The organism is Thermomonas aquatica (genome assembly GCF_006337105.1).
Taxonomy (GTDB): Bacteria; Pseudomonadota; Gammaproteobacteria; order Xanthomonadales; family Xanthomonadaceae; genus Thermomonas; species Thermomonas aquatica.
Genome location: NZ_CP040871.1, coordinates 2458604 through 2478571 on the forward strand (window position 1 = coordinate 2458604; position 19968 = coordinate 2478571).

The following is a 19968-nucleotide window of genomic DNA, read 5'->3' on the forward strand; positions in this document are numbered from 1 at the left end:
CCCCGATTCCCCGACCCGAAAGCACGAAGGCCGCATCGATGATGCGGCCTTTCGTTTGCGGCGATGGGCAGGGCTTACAGGTCCTGCTGGTAGCGCACGTACGGCACGGTGCCTTCGCCATCCTGGGTGCCGGTGGCCGAGAACGGGTTCTTGCCACTGGTCACCACGTTGTCGGCGCCCACGCTGAGCTGGCCGCTCCACGGCGTGCGCCAGGTCAGGCCCAGGCCCAGGCCCTTCCAGACGTTGCTCTCGCCCGGCACGTTGACGACGCGGCCGACGATGTTCGCGCCGAACGAACCGAAGCCGCCGCCGATGCTCAGGCTGCGGGTGTTCCACTGGTCGGCGATCTGCGGCACTTCCGCGGCCGTGACCAGGCGCGCGCGGGCGACCGTGCCGCCGACGCTGACGTAGGCCTCGCGGCCGATGTTCTTTTCGGCGAGCAGCGAGAAATCGCTGGACTCGACCTTGCCGGAACGCAGGTTCGGCGACAGCCAGGCGGGCAGGGTGTCGCGGCCGTTGCCGATCGCCACGCCCAGCTTGCCGCCGCCGCGGCTGATGCTGGCGCCTGCGCTGCTGTGGCGACTGATGTTGCCGCTGTTATCGCCGTTCACGGTGGCCATCACGCAGTTGTCTGCGAGTTGGCCGATGGCGGAGGAGATCCCGCTCTGGCGATCGCAGACGAGTGCGAGCGAGTCACCGGCCTGCACGCCGTAGGTCGCTTCCAGGGTGGTGCTGCCGAAGCGCCAGCGGGCGCCTGCGCCGGTTCCGGTGGTGGCCGGTTCCAACAACAGGAAGGCTTCAAGCTTGCCGCTGTCCTTGTTCAACACCGGCACCAATGCGGCATCGCGCTTGGCCTTGGATTGCGCATGCGCGGCGCCGCTGGCGAAGGCCAGGGCGAGTACGGCAGCAGCAATGGGCGTGAGGCGCGTGCGCATGGCGTGTGATCGGGCGTGTCGGATCTAAAGACAGGTCGCGAGACGCGAAGTTCCTTTCCCCGGGTCAGCCGAGTCTAGTCGATTTATGATTCTTTAACAATACGCACTTTGGCCGAAGCTGCAGGATGGCGTGCCTGCGCAAGCATCACTGGATGCCCGGCGCGGCGGGGAGTTCGGCCCCGGCTTCGCGGAACAGGGCGGCGACTTCGCCCGCATCGAAACGGTAATCCTGGCCGCAGAACTCGCAGCGGATCCGTGCCTCGCCGCCGCCGGCTTCGATCGCGGCCGAGGCCTCATCCCGGCCCAGCGAGACGATCATCGCCGCCACCCGTTCGCGCGAGCAGGAGCAGCCGAAGCGCAAGGGCTTCGTCCCCATGGATTCGGGCGATTCCTCGTGGAACAGGCGATGGACCAGCTCGTCCGGAGCCAGCGCCAGCAATTCGTCGCTGCCCAGGGTCTCGAACAGTGCGCCGATCCGGTTCCAGCCGTCTTCGTCGCCTTCGTCGCCGGGCAGTTTCTGCAGCATCAGACCGGCCGCGTGGCCGCCGTCGCAGGCCAGCAGCAGGCGGGTCGGCAGCTGTTCGGAGCGGCGGAAATAGCCCTCGAAGGCTTCGCCGAGGTTGTCGGCATCGAGTTCGACCAGGCCCTGGTAGCGGATCGGTTCGCGACCGCCCAGCGACGGATTCTCGATGGTGATCGCCAGCATGCTGTCGTCGCCGAGGCTGCGCAGGTCGCGCGCAGGCGGCCTGCCGCCGCCTTCCAGCATGTCCTCGTCGAGCTGGGCGATGCCGCGCAGGGTGCCGGCGGCCGTGCATTCGGCGAACAGGGTGCGCAGCACGCCCTGGCCGCGCAGTTGCACGGACAGGCGGCCCTCGACCTTGGCATGGCCGGTGAACAGCGCGGCGGCGGCGGTGGCCTCGCCGAGCAGTTCGGCCACGGCCTGCGGATAGGCCGCGCGCGCGGCCATCGCCTGCCAGGTGTCGTCCAGGCGCACCGCCACGCCGCGCACGCCGGCGGTCGGCAACAGGAAACGGAGCTGGATGTCGTGGTTCTGGGTCATGTCGAATACCGTAAGTCGCCCGGCCTGCGGATAATGCGCGGGCCAGCGGGAGGAATGGGGATGATCGGCGATATGGGGCGCGAAGGCGGGGTTCGCAAGGCGATGGACGCATGAACGAAGCCGTGGTGGCGCCGCGACGCAGGCGCTGGCGTGCGTGGTTGTGGAAGCTGCCCTTGGCCTTCATCGCCTTCAGCGTGTTGCAGGTGCTGGTGCTGCGCGTCGTCGACCCGCCGTTCTCGATGTTCATGGCCGCCCGCCAGCTGGACGCGGCGCTTGCCGGCGATTTCGCTTTCCGCATCGCCCACGACTGGCGCGACCTCGACCGGATCTCGCCGAACCTGCCGCTGGCGCTGGTGGCATCGGAAGACCAGAACTTCGCCAGGCACAACGGCTTCGACTTCGCCGCGATCGAGAAGGCGCAGGCGCACAACGAGAAGATGATCGAGCGCGCGGAGAAGCGCGGCAAGCCGGTGCGCCGCCTGCGCGGGGCCAGCACGATCAGCCAGCAGACCGCCAAGAACCTGTTCCTGTGGCAGGGCGTCGGCCCCACCCGCTGGCTGCGCAAGGGATTGGAGGTCTGGTACACCGCGCTGATCGAACTGCTGTGGCCGAAGCGGCGGATCCTGGAGGTGTACGCCAACATCGCCGAGTTCGGCGACGGCATCTATGGCGCGCAGGCGGCGGCGCGCAGCTTCTTCCGCAAGGACGCCTCTGGACTCTCGGCGGCCGAGGCGGCGCGGCTGGCGGCGGTGCTGCCCAGCCCGAAGCGCTACGACGCGGCGCGTCCCGGCCCCTACGTGCAACGCCGCACCAGCGCCATCCAGCGGCAGATGCGCTACATGGGCGGCAGCGGTTACCTGCGCACGCTGGACTGAACATCGTCGGCCCAAGCTGGCATACCATCGCCGCATGCAGGACATCGCGCCGCAACACGACTGCCTGACCCTGGTGATCGCCGCGTACAACGAGGCGGATGCGCTGCCTGCATTGCAGCCGCGGATCGCCGCCGCGCTGGACCTGGCCGAAAGCGAAGGACTGGAAGCGCGCGTGCTGTACATCGACGACGGCAGCCGCGACGCCACCTGGGACGTGCTGCGCGGGCTCGCCGCGCGCGACCCGCGGATCGGCCTGCTGCGCTTGTCGCGCAATTTCGGCAAGGAGGCCGCGCTCACCGCGGGGCTGGACCGGATCGAACGCGGCGCCGCGCTGATCCTCGATGCCGACGGCCAGGATCCGCCGGAATTGCTGCCGCAGTTCATCGCCAAGTGGCGCGAAGGTTTCGACGACGTGCACGGCACCCGCCTCGAGCGCGACGGCGAAGGCCTGCTCAAGCGGGCGACCGCGCACGGCTTCTACCGCGTGATGGGGATGTTGTCGAAGACGCCGGTCCCGCGCGATACCGGCGATTTCCGCCTGCTCTCGCCGCGCGCGCTGGCCGCGTTGCGCGAACTGCGCGAACGCCACCGCTTCATGAAGGGCCTGTTCGGCTGGATCGGCTTCAACCAGGTGGCGATTCCCTACCACCGCGAGGCGCGCCTGGCAGGGCGCAGCAAGTTCGGTTTCTGGAAGCTGTGGAACTTCGCGCTGGAGGGCATCACCAGCTTCAGCACCGCGCCGCTGCGGGCGGCGACCTACCTCGGCATCGCCACCGCGTTCGTCGCCTTCGTGTACGGCGCCTGGGTCATCGCCAAGGCCCTGCTGTGGGGCGACCCGGTCGCCGGCTGGCCGACCATGATGGCGGTGATCCTGTTCCTGGGCGGCGTGCAGCTGGTCGCGCTGGGCCTGATCGGCGAATACCTGGGCCGGCTGTACGAGGAGTCCAAGCAGCGCCCGCTGTACCTCGTCGACAGCTGGCTGCCCGCGACCGGAGTATCCTCGCAACGGCACCCGATCCCGCAAGGAGCAAGCCATGCGCACGGTAAGGCAGCTGCTGGAAACCAAGTCGCCTGAGATCCATTCGATCGCGCCCGGCGCGCCGGTGATCGATGCGATCCGGCTGATGGCCGAACGCCGGATCGGCGCGCTGCTGGTGATGGAGGGCCCGCGCCTGGCCGGGATCCTGTCCGAGCGCGATTACGCGCGCAAGGTGGTGCTGCAGGGGCGTTCGTCGAAGGACACGCCGGTGCGCGACATCATGACCGCCGAGGTGATCAGCGTCGGCCCGCAGGATTCGACCGACCACTGCATGCAACTGGTCACGGACAGCCGCATCCGCCACCTGCCGGTGGTCGATGATGGGCAGGTGATCGGCGTGGTGTCGATCGGCGACCTGGTCAAGGCGGTGATCGCGGAGCAGCGACAGGAACTGGACCACCTGCAGCGTTACATCGCGTCGTAACGCGGAACGCGGAACTCAGCGCCGGGGCAGCACCTGCGCCATCACCGCGACGTAGTGGCAGAGGCTGCCGCCGAGCACGAACAGGTGCCAGACCGCGTGCGAGTAGCGCATTTGCGGGCGGTGGTAGAACACGGTGCCCAAGGTATAGGACAGGCCGCCGGCCAGCAGCCAACCCAGCGTCCAGGCATCCAGCGCGGCCAGCATCGGCTTGGCCGCGACCACGATCAGCCAGCCCATGGCGATGTAGATCAGGGTCGACAGGCGCTTGAAGCGGCCGGTGTAGAACAGCTTGAACACCACGCCGCCCAGGGCCAGCGTCCAGATCGCGGCGAACAGCCACCAGCCGACCGGCCCGCGCAGGCCGACCAGGGTGAACGGCGTATAGGTGCCGGCGATCAGCACGTAGATCGCGCAATGATCGAACACCTTGAGCCGGCCCTTGGCGACCGGATGCTGGATCGCGTGGTACAGGGTCGAGGCGACATACAGCAGCAGCAGGGCGATGCCGAAGACGATGGCGCCGGCCAATTGCCAGCCATCGCCGTACAACGCGGCGAGGGTGATCAGGACCGCGCCGCCGGCCAGCGCCGCGGTCGCGCCCAGGCCGTGGGTGAGTGCGCTGGCCAGCTCTTCGCGCAGGTCGGCGGTCGCTGTTGCGGCGGGCGGAGATTCAGGCATGGCCGCAGCATCGCCGCGGCGGGTGGAGCAAATGCTCGGCCGCCGCGGCGGTCACGGCAGTTCCACCGCCTGCGCATGCTCGCGGGTGGCCAGGAACTCCACCGCCGGCGCGCGTTCCTGCGCCAGTTGCAGGTTGACCCGGGTCGGCGCGAGATAGACCAGGTGGCCGGCGGCGTCGAGCGCGAGATTCATCGCGTTCTTCTCGCGGAACTCCTCGAGCTTCTTGGCGTCGTCGCACTTGATCCAGCGCGCGGTGGCGACCGCGACCTGCTCGAAGCTGGCTTCCACGCCGTATTCGTCCTTCAGGCGATAGGCGACCACGTCGAACTGCAGCACGCCGACCGCGCCCAGGATCAGGTCGTTGCTCATCAGCGGGCGGAAGAACTGGGTCGCGCCTTCCTCGGACAGCTGCGCGAGGCCCTTCTGCAGCTGCTTGAGCTTGAGCGGATCGCGCAGGCGCGCGCGGCGGAACAGTTCCGGGGCGAAGTTGGGGATGCCGGTGAAGCTGATCTTCTCGCCTTCGGTGAAGGTATCGCCGATCGAGATGGTGCCGTGGTTGTGGATGCCGATCACGTCGCCGGGGAATGCGGATTCGGCGATCTCGCGATCCGACGCCATGAAGGTCAGCGCGTTCGCAAGCTTGAGTTCCTTGCCGGTGCGCGGGTGGTAGGCCTTCATCCCGGCTTCGAACTTGCCGGAGCAGACGCGCATGAACGCCACGCGGTCGCGGTGCATCGGGTCCATGTTGGCCTGGATCTTGAACACGAAGCCGGTGAGCCTGGGTTCGGCGGCCTCGACCAGGCGCGTGGTGGTCGCGCGTGCCTGCGGCGAGGGCGCGTGTTCGACGAAGAAATCCAGCAGCGGCTGCACGCCGAAGTTGTTGACGCCGGAGCCGAAGAACACCGGCGACTGCATGCCCTCGAGGTAGGCCTCGCGGTTGAACGGATGGCTGGCGCCCTGCACCAGTTCCAGCTGGTCGCGCAATTCGGCCAGCATGTCGGCGCCGATGCGCTCCTCCACGCCGGGCGCATCCAGCGAGGGGAAGATCGTCGAGTCCTGGCGGGTGAAGTTGCGGCCGGGTTCGTACAGGTGCACCTCGCCGGTGACCAGGTGGACCACGCCCTTCAGGCGCTGGCCCATGCCGATCGGCCAGGTCACCGGCGCGCACTGGATGCCGAGCACCGATTCGATCTCGTCGAGCAGCTCGATCGGGTCCTTGCCCTCGCGGTCGAGCTTGTTGACGAAGGTCATGATCGGGGTGTCGCGCAGGCGGCACACCTCCATCAGCTTGATCGTGCGCTCCTCGACGCCCTTGGCGACGTCGATCACCATCAACGCGCTGTCGACCGCGGTGAGCACGCGGTAGGTGTCCTCGCCGAAGTCGGCGTGGCCGGGGGTGTCGAGCAGGTTGACGATGCGGCCCTCGTACGGGAACTGCATCACCGAGCTGGTCACCGAGATCCCGCGTTCCTTCTCCAGCGCCATCCAGTCGGAGGTGGCGTGACGCGCGGCCTTGCGGCCCTTGACCGAACCGGCCATCTGGATCGCGCCGCCGAACAGCAGCAGCTTCTCGGTGAGCGTGGTCTTGCCGGCGTCGGGGTGGGAAATGATGGCGAAGGTGCGGCGGCGCGCGGCTTCGATCGAGATATCTGGGAGCCGGACTTCTGACATTGCGGAATTATACCGGCGCGGGCAGCATGGCCGCAGTCAGGGGGACTGCGACGAAATGCACGACGAAGCCACGCACGCGCTCGACGAAGCGGCCCAGGCGGCTGCCAGCTTGCCGGGGTCGATCGGCCCGTATCGCATCCTCGGTCTGCTGGGCGAGGGCGGCATGGGCCGCGTCTACCTGGCGCGCGAGGCCAATCCGCCGCGCGACGTCGCCTTGAAGGTGGTGCGCGGGGTGTCCTCGGCCACGCTGGAACGCTTCCGCCGCGAGGTCGCGTTGCTGGGCCAGCTGGAGCACCCCGGCATCGTCCGCCTGTATGCCGCGGGCGAGGACACGGTCGGCGGTCTGCCGTCGCCGTGGTTCGCGCTGGAAGTGGTGCGCGGCCCGGACCTGCGCGGTTACCTGGAACGCGCGCAGCCCGACCTGCGCGCGCGCGTCGCCCTGCTGTCGAAGCTGGCGCGCGCGGCGCATTTCGCCCACCAGCGCGGCATCGTGCATCGCGACCTCAAGCCGTCGAACGTGCTGGTGGACGAACACGGCCAGCCGAAGATCCTCGATTTCGGCATCGCCCGCCTGCACGGCGAAGCCGGCGGCGACATGACCCAGGCCGGGCAGGTGGTCGGCACCTTGCCGTACATGAGCCCGGAGCAGTTGTCGGGACAGGGCCGTGAAGCCGATGCGCGCAGCGATGTGTATGCGCTGGGCGCGATCGGCTACGAGCTGATTTCCGGCCGCCTGCCGCACCCGCGGCTGTCGACCTCGACCCTGTTCGAGGCGCTGGACATCGTCCGCCGGGAAGACCCGCCGACACTGGAACGCCTGGCCCCCGGCGCGCGCGGCGACCTCAGCACGGTGGTGATGAAGGCGCTGGCCGCGGAGCCCGTGCAGCGCTACGCCAGCGCGGCCGACTTCGCCGACGATCTCGATGCTGTGCTGGGACATCGGCCGATCCGCGCGCGCGCGCCGACGCTGGCGTACCGCGCTGCGCGCTTCGTGCGCAGGCATCGCGCGCTGAGCATCGCGGCCGGCATCGTGTTCGCGGCATTGCTGTCCGCGACCGTCGTCAGCACGCTGGCGGCGCAGCGCGCACGCGCGGCGTTGGCCGAGGCGCAGGCGCGCGCCAGCGAACTGGCCGCGGTGAACGGTTTCGTCGAAACCATGCTGACCGAGGCGGATCCCGATGCCGGTGGTTCCGCCGAGATGCCGATGCGCGAAGTGCTGGAGCGCGCCGAACTGACCTTGGCGGACGGCAAGGGATCGACGCGCACCCAGGGCCAGGTGGCCCTGCTGCTGGCCCGCGCCTGGAGCGGCTTGGGCGAAAGCGCGAGGGCGCAGGGGCTGCTGGATCGTTCGCAACACTGGCTCGATGCGGGATTCGGCACGGACAGCCCGGAAGCGATGGAAGTTCTCTACACCCGCATGGAGGATTTCGCGCGGGCCAGCGAACCCGACAAGGCTTTGGCCGGGGCGACTGTGCTGGAGAAGCGCTTGTCGGCGAGCGATGCCGGCTGGGCGAAGGCGCTGACGTTCAAGTCGCGGGTACTGCGCGCGCAGGCGCTGGAAGAGTCCGGCGACGTGGACGCGGCGATCAAGCTCGACCGCGAGTTGCTGGCCGACCCGGCACTGCCTGCGTTGCAGCAAGCCGACGAACTGACCGACACCCTGCGCCACAACCTGGCCTACACACTGAACAACTCCGGCGGCTTTACCGAGGCCGAGGCGCTACTGCGGCAAACGCTGGCGTCGGAATCGAAACGCATTGGCCCCGATCACCCACAGACGCTCTACACCAAGAAGGCGCTGGGGCAGTCGCTGCATCGCCAGGGCCGGCTGGACGAGGCGGTCGTGTTGTATGCCGAGGTCTACGAAAAACGCCGCAAGCGTTATGGCGATGACCATCCGTTGACCCTGGGCTCCGGCGGGCAGCTCGCGTCCGCGTACAACACGCTGAATCGTCCGGCCGAAGCCGAGCCATTGCTGCGTCGATCGCTTGCTGCGCACAAGGCACGCGGCGAGGACGATTCGCTGGAAGCGCTGGTCGATCGAGTGATATTGGCCACCACCCTGGAGAAGCTGGGCCGCTACGACGAAGCGATCGCCACCGCCGATGCGGCCATCGCGCAGGAGCACGGCAAACCCAGCCGCGACACCGTGGCCGCGCGCAATGCCAAGGCCACCGCTATGTTCAAGGCCGGCCGCGTTCGCGACGCAAAAGCCGTCTGGGACGAGGCGCTGGCGCTGGCACCCACGGCGATGGGTACCGAACATCCGAACTACGCCGCGATCCTGGCCGGTTCGGCCAATGCCGACCTGGCGCTGGGCGACTTGCAGGGCGCGCGGCGCAAGCTGGAGCCCGCGCTGGCCGCGCTGAAGGGCAAGCAGGGGCCGAAGCATCCACGCACGCGCGAAGCCGCGCAGCGCCTGGCCGAAACCTATGAGCGGCTCGGCATGCGCGACCAGGCGGCGGCCTTGCGCAGCGAATTCCCGGCCGAGGCGAAGTAGCGCACCGGCATGGCGACGTGGCTGGCCATTGCGCTGCTGCTCATCGCGACGACGTGTGTCGTGCTGGCGCTGCAGGTGCGCGGGCTGCGTGCGAAACTGGGCACGCGCGCTGCACAGGCCGATGCCGGTTCCCGCGCGCATGATGCGCAGGTGCGCGAACAGGCGGCATCGCAAGAACGCGAACGCATCTATTCCGACCTGCACGACGACCTCGGGGCGAAGTTGCTGTCGCTGGTCTATCGCGCCGAATCGCCGGTGCAGGCCGACCTGGCGCGCGCGATCCTGCAGGACCTGCGCGACGTGGTGACGCGTTCGCGCGGCACGCCGGGCACGCTGGGCGACGTGCTGGCCGACATCCGCGGCGAAGCCGCGCAGCGGCTGGCGGCGGTGGGCATCGGCCTGGCCTGGGACGAAGCCGACGACCTGCCGGATCCGATGCTGGACAACGGGCATGCCTTGCACCTGCACCGCATCGTGCGCGAGGCGATCAGCAACACCATCCGCCATGCGCAGGCGCGGCACTTGCGCGTGCGGGTACGTGCGGCCGCGGGCGAACTCCTGCTCGAGCTCACCGACGACGGCAGCGGTGTTCCCGCGGCAGTGCTGGCCGGCAGCGGCATGCGCAACATGCGCACGCGCGCCGGCGAACTCGACGGCCGCATCGACTGGGTGCCGGGCACCGAAGGCGGGGCCAAGGTCTTGCTGCGCATGCCGCTGGATGCGGAAGCGTGAGCGCCGCCGGCGTTTTTTCCCGCGCGCTGGTGGTGGACGACCTTGCGGATGTGCGCGCCTGGCTGGCGGATGCGCTGCGCGAGGCCTTCCCCGGAATCGAAGTGGAACTTGCCGGGAGCCTTGGGGAGGCGATGGCGAAGATCGAGGCGCCGCCGCAGATCGCGTTGATCGACCTCGGCTTGCCGGACGGCAGCGGGACGCGGTTGATCGAAGCCCTGCGCAGGCGCGACGCCGGCACGCTGTGCATCGTCGCCACCGTGTTCGACGACGACGCCCACCTGTTCCCGGCGCTGCGCGCGGGCGCGCAGGGCTATGTGCTGAAGGACCGGGATCGCGCCACCCTGGCCGACATGCTGCGCGGCATCGCCGTCGGCCAGCCGCCGCTGTCGTCCTCGATCGCGCGCCGCCTGTTGCGCCATTTCCAGCCCATGCCGTTGCAGGCGGACGAGGGCGCGCCGCTGACCCCGCGCGAAACCGAAGTGCTGCGGCTGACCGCCAAGGGGCTGACCTTGAACGAGGTGGCCGCGGCGCTGGGCATCTCCCGGCATACCGTGTCCGGCTACCTGAAGGACATCTACCGCAAGCTGAGCGTGGGCACGCGCGCCGAAGCCGCGTTGGAGGCCGCGCGGCGCGGATTGGTCGCTCCCTGAGCCGCGCCTGGTTCGCGACCCGGGGATGCGCCACTGCCAGCTGCCGGCGATCGGGGCCGGCTGTCCGCCCTCCCTGCCTCCCTGGCGGACATGGCCATGCTCGCCCGCCTCGCGCGGCCTGCCCACCCCACGATCACGGGGGAGCGGCCACCCCGCGCATGCGGAACGGAATCGACACCAGCCGCATGCCGCGATTGACCTGCACCGCGAAATGCAGGTGCGGCGCCGTGCTGTAGCCGGTATTGCCGGACAGGCCGATGCGCTGCCCGGCCTGCACCCGCTGGCCCTGGCGCACCAGCACGCCGTCGGCGGCGAGGTGCGCGTACAGCGCCATCGTGCCGTCGTCGTGGAGGATGCGGACGAGGTTGGCGCGCCTGGCGTATTCGCCGTATGCCAGCCCAGAGCCGCGGAAGCCCGCCTCGACCTGCATCACCACACCGGCGCGCGCCGCGGTCACCGGCGTGCCGGTATCGGCGGCGAAATCCAGCGCGTAACGGTTTTCCTCGTCGGCATGGCTGAAGCCGCCCTCGAAGCCCTGGTCGATGCGGGTGCGGGCCTGCTGCAACGGCGGCAGGTAGTCGATGTCGCGCGGGCGGGCGTTGGAACTGCCGGGAACGCCGACCAGGCTGAGCGGCAGGTTGCCGCTGCCGGCTGGACGCAGGCGCGCCACCAGCACGCTGCTTTCGGCCGGCACGCTTGCGCGCGCGGGTAGCGGCGGGTCGCTCGGCAATGCCTTGCCGCCGGTGCTGCGCAACATCACCTCGACCGGCCCGGACAGTGTGTTGTCCGCCCATGCCAGGTACTCGCCATCGGCGGGTTCGATGCGCAGCCGCGCCAGCGGGGCGGGCTCCACCGGCGCCGGCAGCGCATTGCCGGCGGCGGCCAGCATGGCCGTGCAGGCGACGCTCAATGCGCGCATGCGCAGGCTCATTGCGCGCGGTTGCCGCCGTTGCCCTGCGCTCCCATCGCACGAATGCGCAAGCGCATCGGCAATTCGTAGAAGCGGTAGCTGGCGGAAGCGGCCAGGATCGTGAGCGCAAGGAACAGGGCCAGTCCGCCCACGCCCTTCGCCAGGCCCGCCTGGGTCAGCGCCAGCAGCACCGGGAAGTGCAGCAGGTACAGCGAGTAGGAGATCTTGCCGAGGTAGTCGCCCGCCCGGTTTTCCAGCACGGGATTGCCGTCCGGAACCAGGAAGACCAGGACGAAGAAGATGGCCGATACCGCGAGCAGCAGCAGCGGCAGGAACCACATCGGGCTCTCGCCGGGGCCTTGCCCGTAGGTCCAGCCGGTCAATTTGCCGATGATGGCCGGATACAGCAGCAGGATCAGCGGCAGTGCCAGCGCGAAGGCGTGGTGGCGGATGCGCGCGGGCGGGCGCCATCGGTTGTAGAGCATGCCGATCATCATGCCGACGGTGAAGTAGGGCAGGCCGCGCAACAGCGGCAGGTCGACCGGGAATCCCAGCACCGGCTGCTTCGGCCCCAGCGGCCAGTGCCCGGAGACATAGGTTCCCAGCACGATCGCGCAGAACGCGGGGATCGCCCACGCGAACCGCGGCCGCAACCACCACAGCGCGGCGAACACCAGGTAGAAGTGCAGCTCGGCCGGGATCGTCCACAGCACCTGCACGCCGTACAGGGTGGCCAGGTGCGAGGCCAGCGACTTGGCGGTGGGGATGTCGTACAGCACCTTCATCAGCCACGGCAGGCCCGATTGCTGGCCCAGCCAGGACAGCACGACCACCGCGGCATACAGGGGCAGGATGCGCGCGACCCGCGCCGCGCCGTAGCCGCGCATCGCCTGCCGGGCGGGTTCGCGATCCAGGTACAGGATCGTCATCAGGAAGGCGCTGAGCAGGAAGAACAGCATCACCCCGAGCTGGGGCGCGCGCGTGCCGAGGAGCGCATCCCACAGCCGCGCCTTGTTGCTGTAATGGCCGACCAGCACGATCAGGGCGGCCAGGCCGCGCAAGGTGTTCAAGCGACGAATCTGCATGCCGGGACTTGTAGCTGCGATGCCGGGAAGTATTCCCGATCGCGCCGGCTTATGGCGATTGGTTATTTGATCGCTTTATCCGGATAAAGCGATTGACACGATTCCGGCGCGTGCCCAGACTGGCGCCATCCATCGAGACCGGCTGAGGGACAGGCCCGAAGAAGCCGGGGCAACCTGATGGAGCGCGCCGCAATCGCGGCCTGCTCCCTCGCGGTGCCAAATCCTGCGGGGACCTGGGCGTCCACCGGAAGATGGTTGCGAACCCGCGCAGTCCGCGGGCCCCGCATCCGCCGACGCGCGTCGGCCCTTCCGGCACCCCCGCACGATCCGATGGCATCGCACCCATCGGAGCCCCGCCGTGAGCCTTGCCGAACGCACCGCCCTCGCCTGTCCATCGCCTCCCCCGGCCGGGAAGGCGGAACGCGTGGCGCGAGCGGCGGGCTCTGATGTGGACCATGCACGCCGCGGCAGCATCGATGCGGTGCTCGCCAGCCGCCATGCGGGCACCCGCAAGCTGCGCCTGAACTACGAACTGGTCGGCCCGGCGGATGCGCCGGTGGTGTTCGTCGCCGGCGGCATTTCCGCGCACCGGCACGTGGCGGCGAATGCGCTGGACGCCGGCAACGGCTGGGCCGAGGGCCTGGTCGCGGCCGGCCGCGCGCTGGACCCGTCGTGCACCCGCATCCTCGCCTTCGACTACGTCGGCGCCTGCGGCGGCATCGACGCGCCGATCGACACCGCCGACCAGGCCGATGCCGTCGCGCTGCTGCTGGACGCGCTCGGCATCGACAGGCTGGAGGCGTTCGTCGGCTATTCCTATGGTGCGCTGGTCGGCCTGCAGCTCGCCACCCGCCATCCGCAGCGCTTGCGCAAGCTGGTCGCGGTCAGCGGCGCGCATCGCCCGCATCCGTATGCCTCCGCCTGGCGCGCGCTGCAGCGCAAGGCGGTCGCGCTGGGCCAGCTGCAATGCGCGGACGAGCAGGGCCTGTCGCTGGCGCGCCAGTTCGCGATGCTCAGCTACCGCACGCCGGAGGAATTCGGCGAACGCTTCGATGCCGCGCCGACGCTGAGCAATGGGCACGTGCGCGTTGCCGCCGAAGACTACCTGGATGCCGCCGGCGCCAAGTTCGTCGCGCGCATCCCGGCCACCGCCTGGTTGCGGCTGTCCGAATCCATCGACCTGCATGCGGTCGACCCGGCGCAGGTCGCGGTGCCGACGCTGGTGATCGCGGTCGAAGGCGATCGCCTGGTGCCGCTGTCCGATGCGGTGTCGCTGGTCGAGGGGCTGGGCCTGAACGGCCGCCTGCGCGTGCTGCGCTCGCAGTACGGGCACGACGCCTTCCTCAAGGAAACCGACCGCATCGACGCCATGCTCGCCGCCGAGCTTCGCCCGAGGCCGGCTTCCGAACCGATTCCGAATTTCAGCACCGACAGCATTGGAGTTTCCGTATGAGCCTTGCCCCCACCGCCTCCAACGATCGCGGCGCAGGTCGCGCCACCCGCGCGGTGCGTGCCGGCATCGACCGCGATACCGCCTTCGGCGCGGTGACGCCGCCGCTGGTGCTGTCCTCGAACTTCAGCTTCGCCGGCTTCGCGCAGAAGCGGCAATACGACTACACCCGCAGCGGCAATCCCACCCGCGACCTGCTGGGCGAGGCGCTGGCGGAGCTGGAGGGCGGCGCCGGCGGCGTGGTCACCGCCACCGGCATGGGCGCGATCACCCTGGTGCTGAACGCGCTGCTGCAGCCCGGCGACAAGCTGGTGGTGCCGCACGACTGCTACGGCGGCAGCTGGCGCCTGTTCAACGCGCTGGCGAAGAAGAACGCGTTCGACCTGATCACCTGCGACCTCACCGATCCGCGCGCGCTGGCCGAGGCGCTGGAACACGCGCCGACCCTGGTGTGGATCGAGACGCCGAGCAACCCGTTGCTGCGGATCACCGACCTGCGCTTCGTGATCGAGGCCGCGCACAAGGCCGGCGCGCTGGCGGTGGTCGACAACACCTTCCTGTCGCCGGCGCTGCAGCGCCCGATCGCCGATTTCGACGCGGACATCGTGGTGCATTCGACCACCAAGTACATCAACGGCCACAGCGACGTGGTCGGCGGCGCGGTGGTCGCCAGGGAGCAGGCGCAACACGAATTGCTGGCCTGGTGGGCGAACTGCCTGGGCCTGACCGGCTCGCCGTTCGACAGCTTCCTGACCCTGCGCGGCCTGCGCACGCTGGATGCGCGCCTGCGCGTGCACCAGGAGAACACCCAGGCGCTGGTCGGGCTGCTCGACGGCCATCCGGCGGTGCGCGCGCTGCATTACCCGGGACTTGCCTCGCATCCGGGGCATGCGCTGGCCGCACGCCAGCAGCACGGCTTCGGCGCGATGCTCAGCGTCGAACTGGAAGGCGGCGAAGCCGAGGTGCGCGCCTTCGTCGAGGGCCTGCAGTACTTCACCCTGGCCGAATCGCTGGGCGGCGTGGAAAGCCTGGTCGCGCACCCGGCGACCATGACCCATGCGGCGATGACGGCGGAGGCGCGTGCCGCCGCCGGCATCACCGATGGGCTGCTGCGGCTGTCGGTCGGCATCGAACACGCGGACGACCTGGTCGCGGACCTGCGGGCGGCATTGCAGCGCGCGCAGGACGCGGCGGGCTGCAAACGCCAGGCCGCGCGATGAATGCACGCATCGCGCCGCTGCGCAGCCATGCGCCGCAGCCGGCGCGGGTCGCCCTGCTGGGTACCGGCACCGTCGGCAGCGCCGCCTGGGCGCGGTTGGCGTCGTGGGCGGACACGCCGCTGGATGGCCGGTTGTCGCTGGTGCACGTGGCGAATTCGCGGTTCGCGATCAGCAACCGCAATGGCGTTCCCGCCGACACCCGCGAACTGCTGTTGCGCAACGCGCCGCGCGCCAGTTCGCTGGATGCGGTGGGCGATGCCTTGTCGGGAAGCGGCACCCGCATCGTGATCGACGCCACCGCATCGGAAACCGTGGCGGAACGGCATGCCTCGTGGCTGGCTGGCGGCATCCACGTGGTGACCGCCTGCAAGCTGGGCCAGGGCACCACGCTGGCGCGCTGGCGCGCGATCCAGGCGGCCCGCGCGCGCGGCGGCACCCGATATGGCGACAGCGCCACCGTCGGTGCGGGCCTGCCGCTGTTGCGCAGCTTGCGCGAACTGCAGGCCGGCGGCGACCGCATCCATGCCGTCGCCGGCGTGCTGTCCGGTTCGCTGGCCTGGCTGTTCAACCACTACGACGGACTGCGCCCGTTCTCGAACTTCGTGCGCGCCGCGCGCGATGCCGGCTACACCGAGCCCGATCCGCGCGACGACCTGTCCGGCGAGGACGTGCGCCGCAAGCTGCTGATCCTGTCGCGCGCCGCCGGCCACGCATTGGAGGCCGATGCGGTGCAAGTCGATTCGCTGGTCCCGGAGGCGCTGGCCGCGCTGGCTGCGGACGATGTCGATGGCGCGCTGCCGTCGCTGGATGCGCCGCTGCGCGAACGCTATGCCGCGGCGTACAAGAACGGCGAGAAACTGCGCTTCATCGCGCGCCTGCAGGCCGACGGCCCGGCCACGGTCGGGCTGGAGGCGTTGGCGGCGGATCATCCGCTGGCCGGCGGCGCCGGCACCGACAACCGCGTCGCGATCTGGTCGGACCGTTACCGCGAACAGCCGTTGCTGATCCAGGGGCCGGGCGCGGGCGCGGGCGTCACCGCGGCGGCGCTGCTGGACGACGCGCTGCGCATCGCCCGCGAAGCCTAGGCCGTTGCCCCGGCGAAGAATTCATCGATCGGCTTCGGGCGCTGGAACACGTAGCCCTGCGCGTAGTCCACGCCGAGGTCGCGCAGGTGCTGCAGCTGCAGTTCGGTTTCGGCCTGCTCGGCCACCGCGCGCTTGCCGAGCACGTGGGCGATCTCGGTGATCGAGCGCACCACCGCTTCGGACAGGCCGCCGCCGTTGTCGCGGCTGTCGTCGAGGTCGCGCACGAAGCTGCCGTCGATCTTGAGGTAATCCACGTCGAGGTCGCGCAGGTAGCCGAACGAGCAGAAGCCGGTGCCGAAGTCGTCCAGCGCGAAGCGGCAGCCGAGGTCGCGCATGCGGCCGATGAAGCGGCGCGCCCGGGTCATGTCGCGCACCACGCTGGTCTCGGTGATCTCCAGGCACAGCTGTTCCGGCCGCAGCGGGCCGCGGCGCAGGCGGGCGGCGAAGTAGTCACCGAAATCCTCGTCGACCAGGGTGGTGCCGCCGATGTTGATGCTGCACTGCTCGACTTGTGCGGCGGCTTCCGGGTGCTGTTCCAGCCAGGTGAGGGTCGCGTCCAGCACGTAGCGGTCCAGGCGCGGGCCGAGCCGGTAGCGTTCGGCGGCGGCGACCAGTTCGGCCGGCGGCCGCAGCTTGCCTTCGTTGTCCAGCCAGCGCGTCAGCACTTCGAAGTGCGACTGCGGCGGGCCCGGGTTGCGCAGGTCGACGATCGGCTGGCACCACAGCGCGAAGCGACGCTGGTCGAGCGCCTCGCGCGCGGCGATGGCCGAGTGCATCGCGCGGGTGCGCTGGCGGATCTCGTCGGGATTGGAGGCCGCGGCGAACGAACGGTTGCCGCCGAGTTCCTTGGCCGCGAAACAGGCGGCGTCGGTTTGCGACAGCATTTCGTCGAAGGCCGGGTGCGGCGCCTGGCTGGTGGCCAGGCCGATGCTGGCGGTGGTGCCCAGGTTCTGGCCCTGCCAGGCCACCCGCAGGCGCTCGATGTTGTCCAGCAGGCGGCGCGCGCGCGCGCTGGCGGTGCGTTCGTCCATCTCCGCCAGCACCGCGAATTCGTCGCCGCCGGTGCGCGCGATCAGCGCGTCCTCGCCGAACACGTCGCGCACCAGCCCGGCCACGCCGCGGATCATCTCGTCGCCGGCGACGTGGCTGGCGGAATCGTTGACCAGCTTGAAATGGTCGAGGTCCGCGTACAGCAGGGTCAGCGTGTCCTTGTTGCCGGCGATCAGGGCGCGCGCCTGCTCCTCGAACGCATCGCGGTTGAGCAGGCCGGTCAGGGTGTCGCGGGTTGCGCGCTGGTGCAGCGCGGCAGTGGCGTGCGCATGCTCCTGGCGCGAAGCCAGCAGCAATACCGGGGTGACCGAATAGACCACCAGCATCACCATCATCAGCATGCTGTCGTGCAATGTCTGCGGGCGATCGAACCCGCCCATGCCCAGCCCGGTGATCAGGCTCACGCAGACGATGACCAAGGCGGTCGAGAGCAGGGTCACCAGCGGCGGATAGCGCACCGCCGACCACAGCAACAGCGCCAGCGGCAGGCTGGCCAGGGCCAGGGGATACTGGCTGCCCAGCTTGCCGATCATGTACACCACGGCCAGGGTGAACACGACCGACACCGCCCACAGGGCCATTTCCAGCCGGCTCACGGCGACCCGCTGCAATCGCCGGCTGGCCTGGTCGGCGAAGAACAGGTACAGCAGCAGCGGACCCATGCAGGTCACCCCGAGCAGGTCGCCGAACGCCCATTGCAGCGCGATCCGTGGCGCATCGCCGGCCGGCGCCATCCCCGACTGCAGCATGCCGATGGTGCCGATGCTCGAACTGACGATGCTGAGCAGGATGCCGCCGCGCAACAACAGCAGGCCATCGCTGGTGCGCAGGTGGATGCGGCCGCCTGCGCGCCTGCGCACGTACCAGGCCGCGACCAGGGTGGCGATGGTATTGCTGCCGATCGAATAGGGCAGGAACGCGGCCGGCACCGGCACCACCGCCAAGTGCAGCAACAGGGTCGCGATGGGGACGATCAGGACATAGCGCAATCCGTAGCGGACCGTCGCCGCGAAGCCGATGCCGGAGGCCGGCCAGAACAGGGTGACGTCGGCCGGAGTGCGCAGGTAAAACACCGCGATCACCGCTCCGGCCAGGTACAGGCCGGTCAGCAGTGCCCCCGTAGCACGCTTGCCATGCCGGCTTGCATGCGGTGAGTCTATGACGAAAACGCTTACATCGCGACTACTCGCCGCTTGCCGTTTTCAGCACTCGATGACGTTGACCGCCAGCCCGCCGCGGCTGGTTTCCTTGTACTTGTCCTGCATGTCGCGGCCGGTGTCGCGCATGGTCTTGATCACCTTGTCCAGCGATACCTTGTGCTTGCCGTCGCCGCGCAGGGCCATGCGGCTGGCGTTGATCGCCTTGACCGCGCCCATCGCGTTGCGCTCGATGCAGGGGATCTGCACCAAGCCGCCGATCGGGTCGCAGGTCAGGCCCAGGTTGTGCTCCATGCCGATCTCCGCGGCGTTCTCGACCTGGCCCGGGCTGCCGCCCAGCGCGGCGGTCAGGCCGGCGGCGGCCATCGAGCAGGCCACCCCGACTTCGCCCTGGCAACCGACTTCGGCGCCGGAGATCGAGGCGTTTTCCTTGTAGAGGATGCCGACCGCCGCCGCGGTGAGCAGGAAATCGAACACGCCCGCCTCGTTGGCGCCGGGGCAGAAGCGGTCGTAGTAGTGCAGCACCGCCGGGATGATCCCGGCCGCGCCATTGGTGGGCGCGGTGACCACGCGGCCGCCGGCGGCGTTTTCCTCGTTGACCGCCAAGGCATAGAGGTTGACCCAGTCGAGCACGGTCAGCGGATCGCGCATCGCCGCTTCCGGCTTGGCCGCCAGCTCCGCGTGCAGCGACGGCGCGCGCCGCGACACGTGCAGGCCGCCGGGCAGGGTGCCGGTCTCGCGGATGCCGCGCGCCACGCAGTCCTGCATCGCCTGCCACAGCTCGCGCAGGCCGGCGCGGACCTCGTCGTCGCTGCGCCAGGCGCGTTCGTTCGCAAGCATCAGCTGCGAGATCGACAGGCCGGAGCGCGTGCAGTGCGCCAGCAGTTCGTCGCCGCTGGCGAACGGATGCGCGACCGGGGTGGTGTCGGCGACGATGCGGTCTTCCGCGGCCTCGTCCTGGTTGACCACGAAGCCGCCGCCCACCGAGTAGTAGTCGCGGGTGGCGATCTCGTTGCCGACGGCGTCGTAGGCGGCGAAGCGCATGCCGTTGGTGTGGAACGGCAGCTTCTGCCGCTTGTTCATGATCAGGTCGGTCTTCTCGTTGAAGCCGATCTCGTGCTGGCCATGCAGGCGGATCTTCTTCTCGCCGCGGATGCGTTCCAGCGCGGCCGGGATGATGTCCGGGTCGATCTTGTTCGGCCAGTGGCCTTCCAGTCCCATCAGCACCGCCTTGTCGGTGCCGTGGCCGCGGCCGGTCAGGGCCAGCGAGCCGAACACCTCGGCGCGGATGCGCGCCACGTCCTGCAGGCGGCCGGCCTCGGCCAGATGGTGCTCGACGAAGCGCGCGGCGGCGCGCATCGGCCCGACCGTGTGCGAGGAGCTCGGGCCGATGCCGATCTTGTAGAGGTCGAAGGTGGAGACGGCCATGCGGCGCTGCCTTGGGGGC

Annotated in this window: 17 protein-coding genes and 1 riboswitch; of the genes, 9 read left to right on the plus strand and 8 right to left on the minus strand. The window is 69.7% G+C overall.

The window, feature by feature from the left end; all coding sequences use genetic code 11:
- Positions 1-74: 74 nt before the first annotated feature.
- Complete coding sequence (locus FHQ07_RS11565; protein WP_139716949.1) at positions 75-935, minus strand: XOO1806 family protein; 861 nt, start codon at positions 933-935, stop codon at positions 75-77.
- Between the two features lie 145 nt (positions 936-1080).
- Positions 1081-1995, minus strand: coding sequence for an Hsp33 family molecular chaperone HslO (hslO, locus tag FHQ07_RS11570; RefSeq protein WP_139716950.1), 915 nt, complete (start codon positions 1993-1995; stop codon positions 1081-1083).
- A gap of 110 nt (positions 1996-2105) precedes the next feature.
- Between hslO and mtgA the strand changes: the two genes are divergently transcribed.
- Genes mtgA through FHQ07_RS11585 form a run of 3 tightly spaced genes read left to right on the plus strand, consistent with a single transcriptional unit; the run spans position 2106 to position 4333 of the window.
- Positions 2106-2870 carry a monofunctional biosynthetic peptidoglycan transglycosylase gene (mtgA, locus tag FHQ07_RS11575; RefSeq protein ID WP_139716951.1) on the plus strand — a complete coding sequence of 255 codons (765 nt, stop codon included), beginning with the start codon at positions 2106-2108 and terminating at the stop codon, positions 2868-2870.
- 34 nt (positions 2871-2904) lie between these two features.
- Positions 2905-3945 carry a glycosyltransferase family 2 protein gene (locus FHQ07_RS11580; RefSeq protein WP_139716952.1) on the plus strand — a complete coding sequence of 347 codons (1041 nt, stop codon included), beginning with the start codon at positions 2905-2907 and terminating at the stop codon, positions 3943-3945.
- Positions 3905-4333, plus strand: coding sequence for a CBS domain-containing protein (locus tag FHQ07_RS11585; RefSeq protein ID WP_139716953.1), 429 nt, complete (start codon positions 3905-3907; stop codon positions 4331-4333). Before FHQ07_RS11580 ends, FHQ07_RS11585 begins: the two co-directional genes overlap by 41 nt.
- A 15-nt stretch (positions 4334-4348) precedes the next feature.
- Here FHQ07_RS11585 and trhA read toward each other — a convergent pair whose 3' ends face one another.
- Positions 4349-5011 (minus strand): PAQR family membrane homeostasis protein TrhA, encoded by a 663-nt coding sequence (gene trhA, locus FHQ07_RS11590; RefSeq protein WP_139716954.1) that lies wholly within the window; start codon positions 5009-5011, stop codon positions 4349-4351.
- A 51-nt stretch (positions 5012-5062) separates the two neighbouring features.
- Positions 5063-6682 carry a peptide chain release factor 3 gene (locus FHQ07_RS11595; protein WP_139716955.1) on the minus strand — a complete coding sequence of 540 codons (1620 nt, stop codon included), beginning with the start codon at positions 6680-6682 and terminating at the stop codon, positions 5063-5065.
- 55 nt (positions 6683-6737) lie between these two features.
- On the opposite strand from FHQ07_RS11595, the gene FHQ07_RS11600 reads away from it, so the two are divergent.
- Genes FHQ07_RS11600 through FHQ07_RS11610 form a run of 3 tightly spaced genes read left to right on the plus strand, consistent with a single transcriptional unit; the run spans position 6738 to position 10564 of the window.
- On the plus strand, positions 6738-9182 hold the full coding sequence (locus FHQ07_RS11600; RefSeq protein ID WP_168191552.1) for a serine/threonine-protein kinase: 2445 nt from the start codon (positions 6738-6740) through the stop codon (positions 9180-9182).
- A gap of 9 nt (positions 9183-9191) precedes the next feature.
- Complete coding sequence (locus tag FHQ07_RS11605) at positions 9192-9914, plus strand: sensor histidine kinase (RefSeq protein WP_139716957.1); 723 nt, start codon at positions 9192-9194, stop codon at positions 9912-9914.
- Positions 9911-10564 carry a response regulator transcription factor gene (locus tag FHQ07_RS11610; RefSeq protein ID WP_139716958.1) on the plus strand — a complete coding sequence of 218 codons (654 nt, stop codon included), beginning with the start codon at positions 9911-9913 and terminating at the stop codon, positions 10562-10564. The genes FHQ07_RS11605 and FHQ07_RS11610 overlap by 4 nt, the downstream gene beginning before the upstream one ends.
- Before the next feature lie 133 nt (positions 10565-10697).
- Here the strand turns inward: FHQ07_RS11610 and FHQ07_RS11615 are convergent, their stop codons facing one another.
- Positions 10698-11483, minus strand: coding sequence for a M23 family metallopeptidase (locus FHQ07_RS11615; protein ID WP_240703482.1), 786 nt, complete (start codon positions 11481-11483; stop codon positions 10698-10700).
- 8 nt (positions 11484-11491) lie between these two features.
- The gene (locus FHQ07_RS11620) at positions 11492-12559 is read right to left on the minus strand and encodes an acyltransferase family protein (protein ID WP_139716960.1); all 1068 of its coding nucleotides are present in this window, start codon (positions 12557-12559) and stop codon (positions 11492-11494) included.
- 126 nt (positions 12560-12685) lie between these two features.
- Positions 12686-12817: riboswitch (SAM riboswitch) on the plus strand.
- A 166-nt stretch (positions 12818-12983) separates the two neighbouring features.
- Here FHQ07_RS11620 and metX point away from each other — a divergent pair.
- The 3 genes from metX to FHQ07_RS11635 are packed head-to-tail and all read left to right on the plus strand — an operon-like array spanning position 12984 to position 16314.
- The gene (gene metX / locus FHQ07_RS11625) at positions 12984-14012 is read left to right on the plus strand and encodes a homoserine O-succinyltransferase MetX (protein ID WP_139716961.1); all 1029 of its coding nucleotides are present in this window, start codon (positions 12984-12986) and stop codon (positions 14010-14012) included.
- Positions 14009-15229, plus strand: coding sequence for an O-succinylhomoserine (thiol)-lyase (locus FHQ07_RS11630; RefSeq protein WP_139716962.1), 1221 nt, complete (start codon positions 14009-14011; stop codon positions 15227-15229). The genes metX and FHQ07_RS11630 overlap by 4 nt, the downstream gene beginning before the upstream one ends.
- Positions 15226-16314: a homoserine dehydrogenase family protein gene (locus FHQ07_RS11635; protein ID WP_139716963.1), complete on the plus strand. Its 1089-nt coding sequence runs from the start codon at positions 15226-15228 to the stop codon at positions 16312-16314. Before FHQ07_RS11630 ends, FHQ07_RS11635 begins: the two co-directional genes overlap by 4 nt.
- On the opposite strand, the gene FHQ07_RS11640 is transcribed toward FHQ07_RS11635, so the two are convergent.
- Together FHQ07_RS11640 and FHQ07_RS11645 are read right to left on the minus strand one after the other, a co-directional pair.
- Positions 16311-18446, minus strand: a complete 2136-nt coding sequence (locus FHQ07_RS11640; RefSeq protein ID WP_139716964.1) for a putative bifunctional diguanylate cyclase/phosphodiesterase — start codon at positions 18444-18446, stop codon at positions 16311-16313. The genes FHQ07_RS11635 and FHQ07_RS11640 overlap by 4 nt on opposite strands.
- Before the next feature lie 120 nt (positions 18447-18566).
- Positions 18567-19949 carry an L-serine ammonia-lyase gene (locus FHQ07_RS11645; RefSeq protein WP_139716965.1) on the minus strand — a complete coding sequence of 461 codons (1383 nt, stop codon included), beginning with the start codon at positions 19947-19949 and terminating at the stop codon, positions 18567-18569.
- Positions 19950-19968 lie beyond the last annotated feature (19 nt).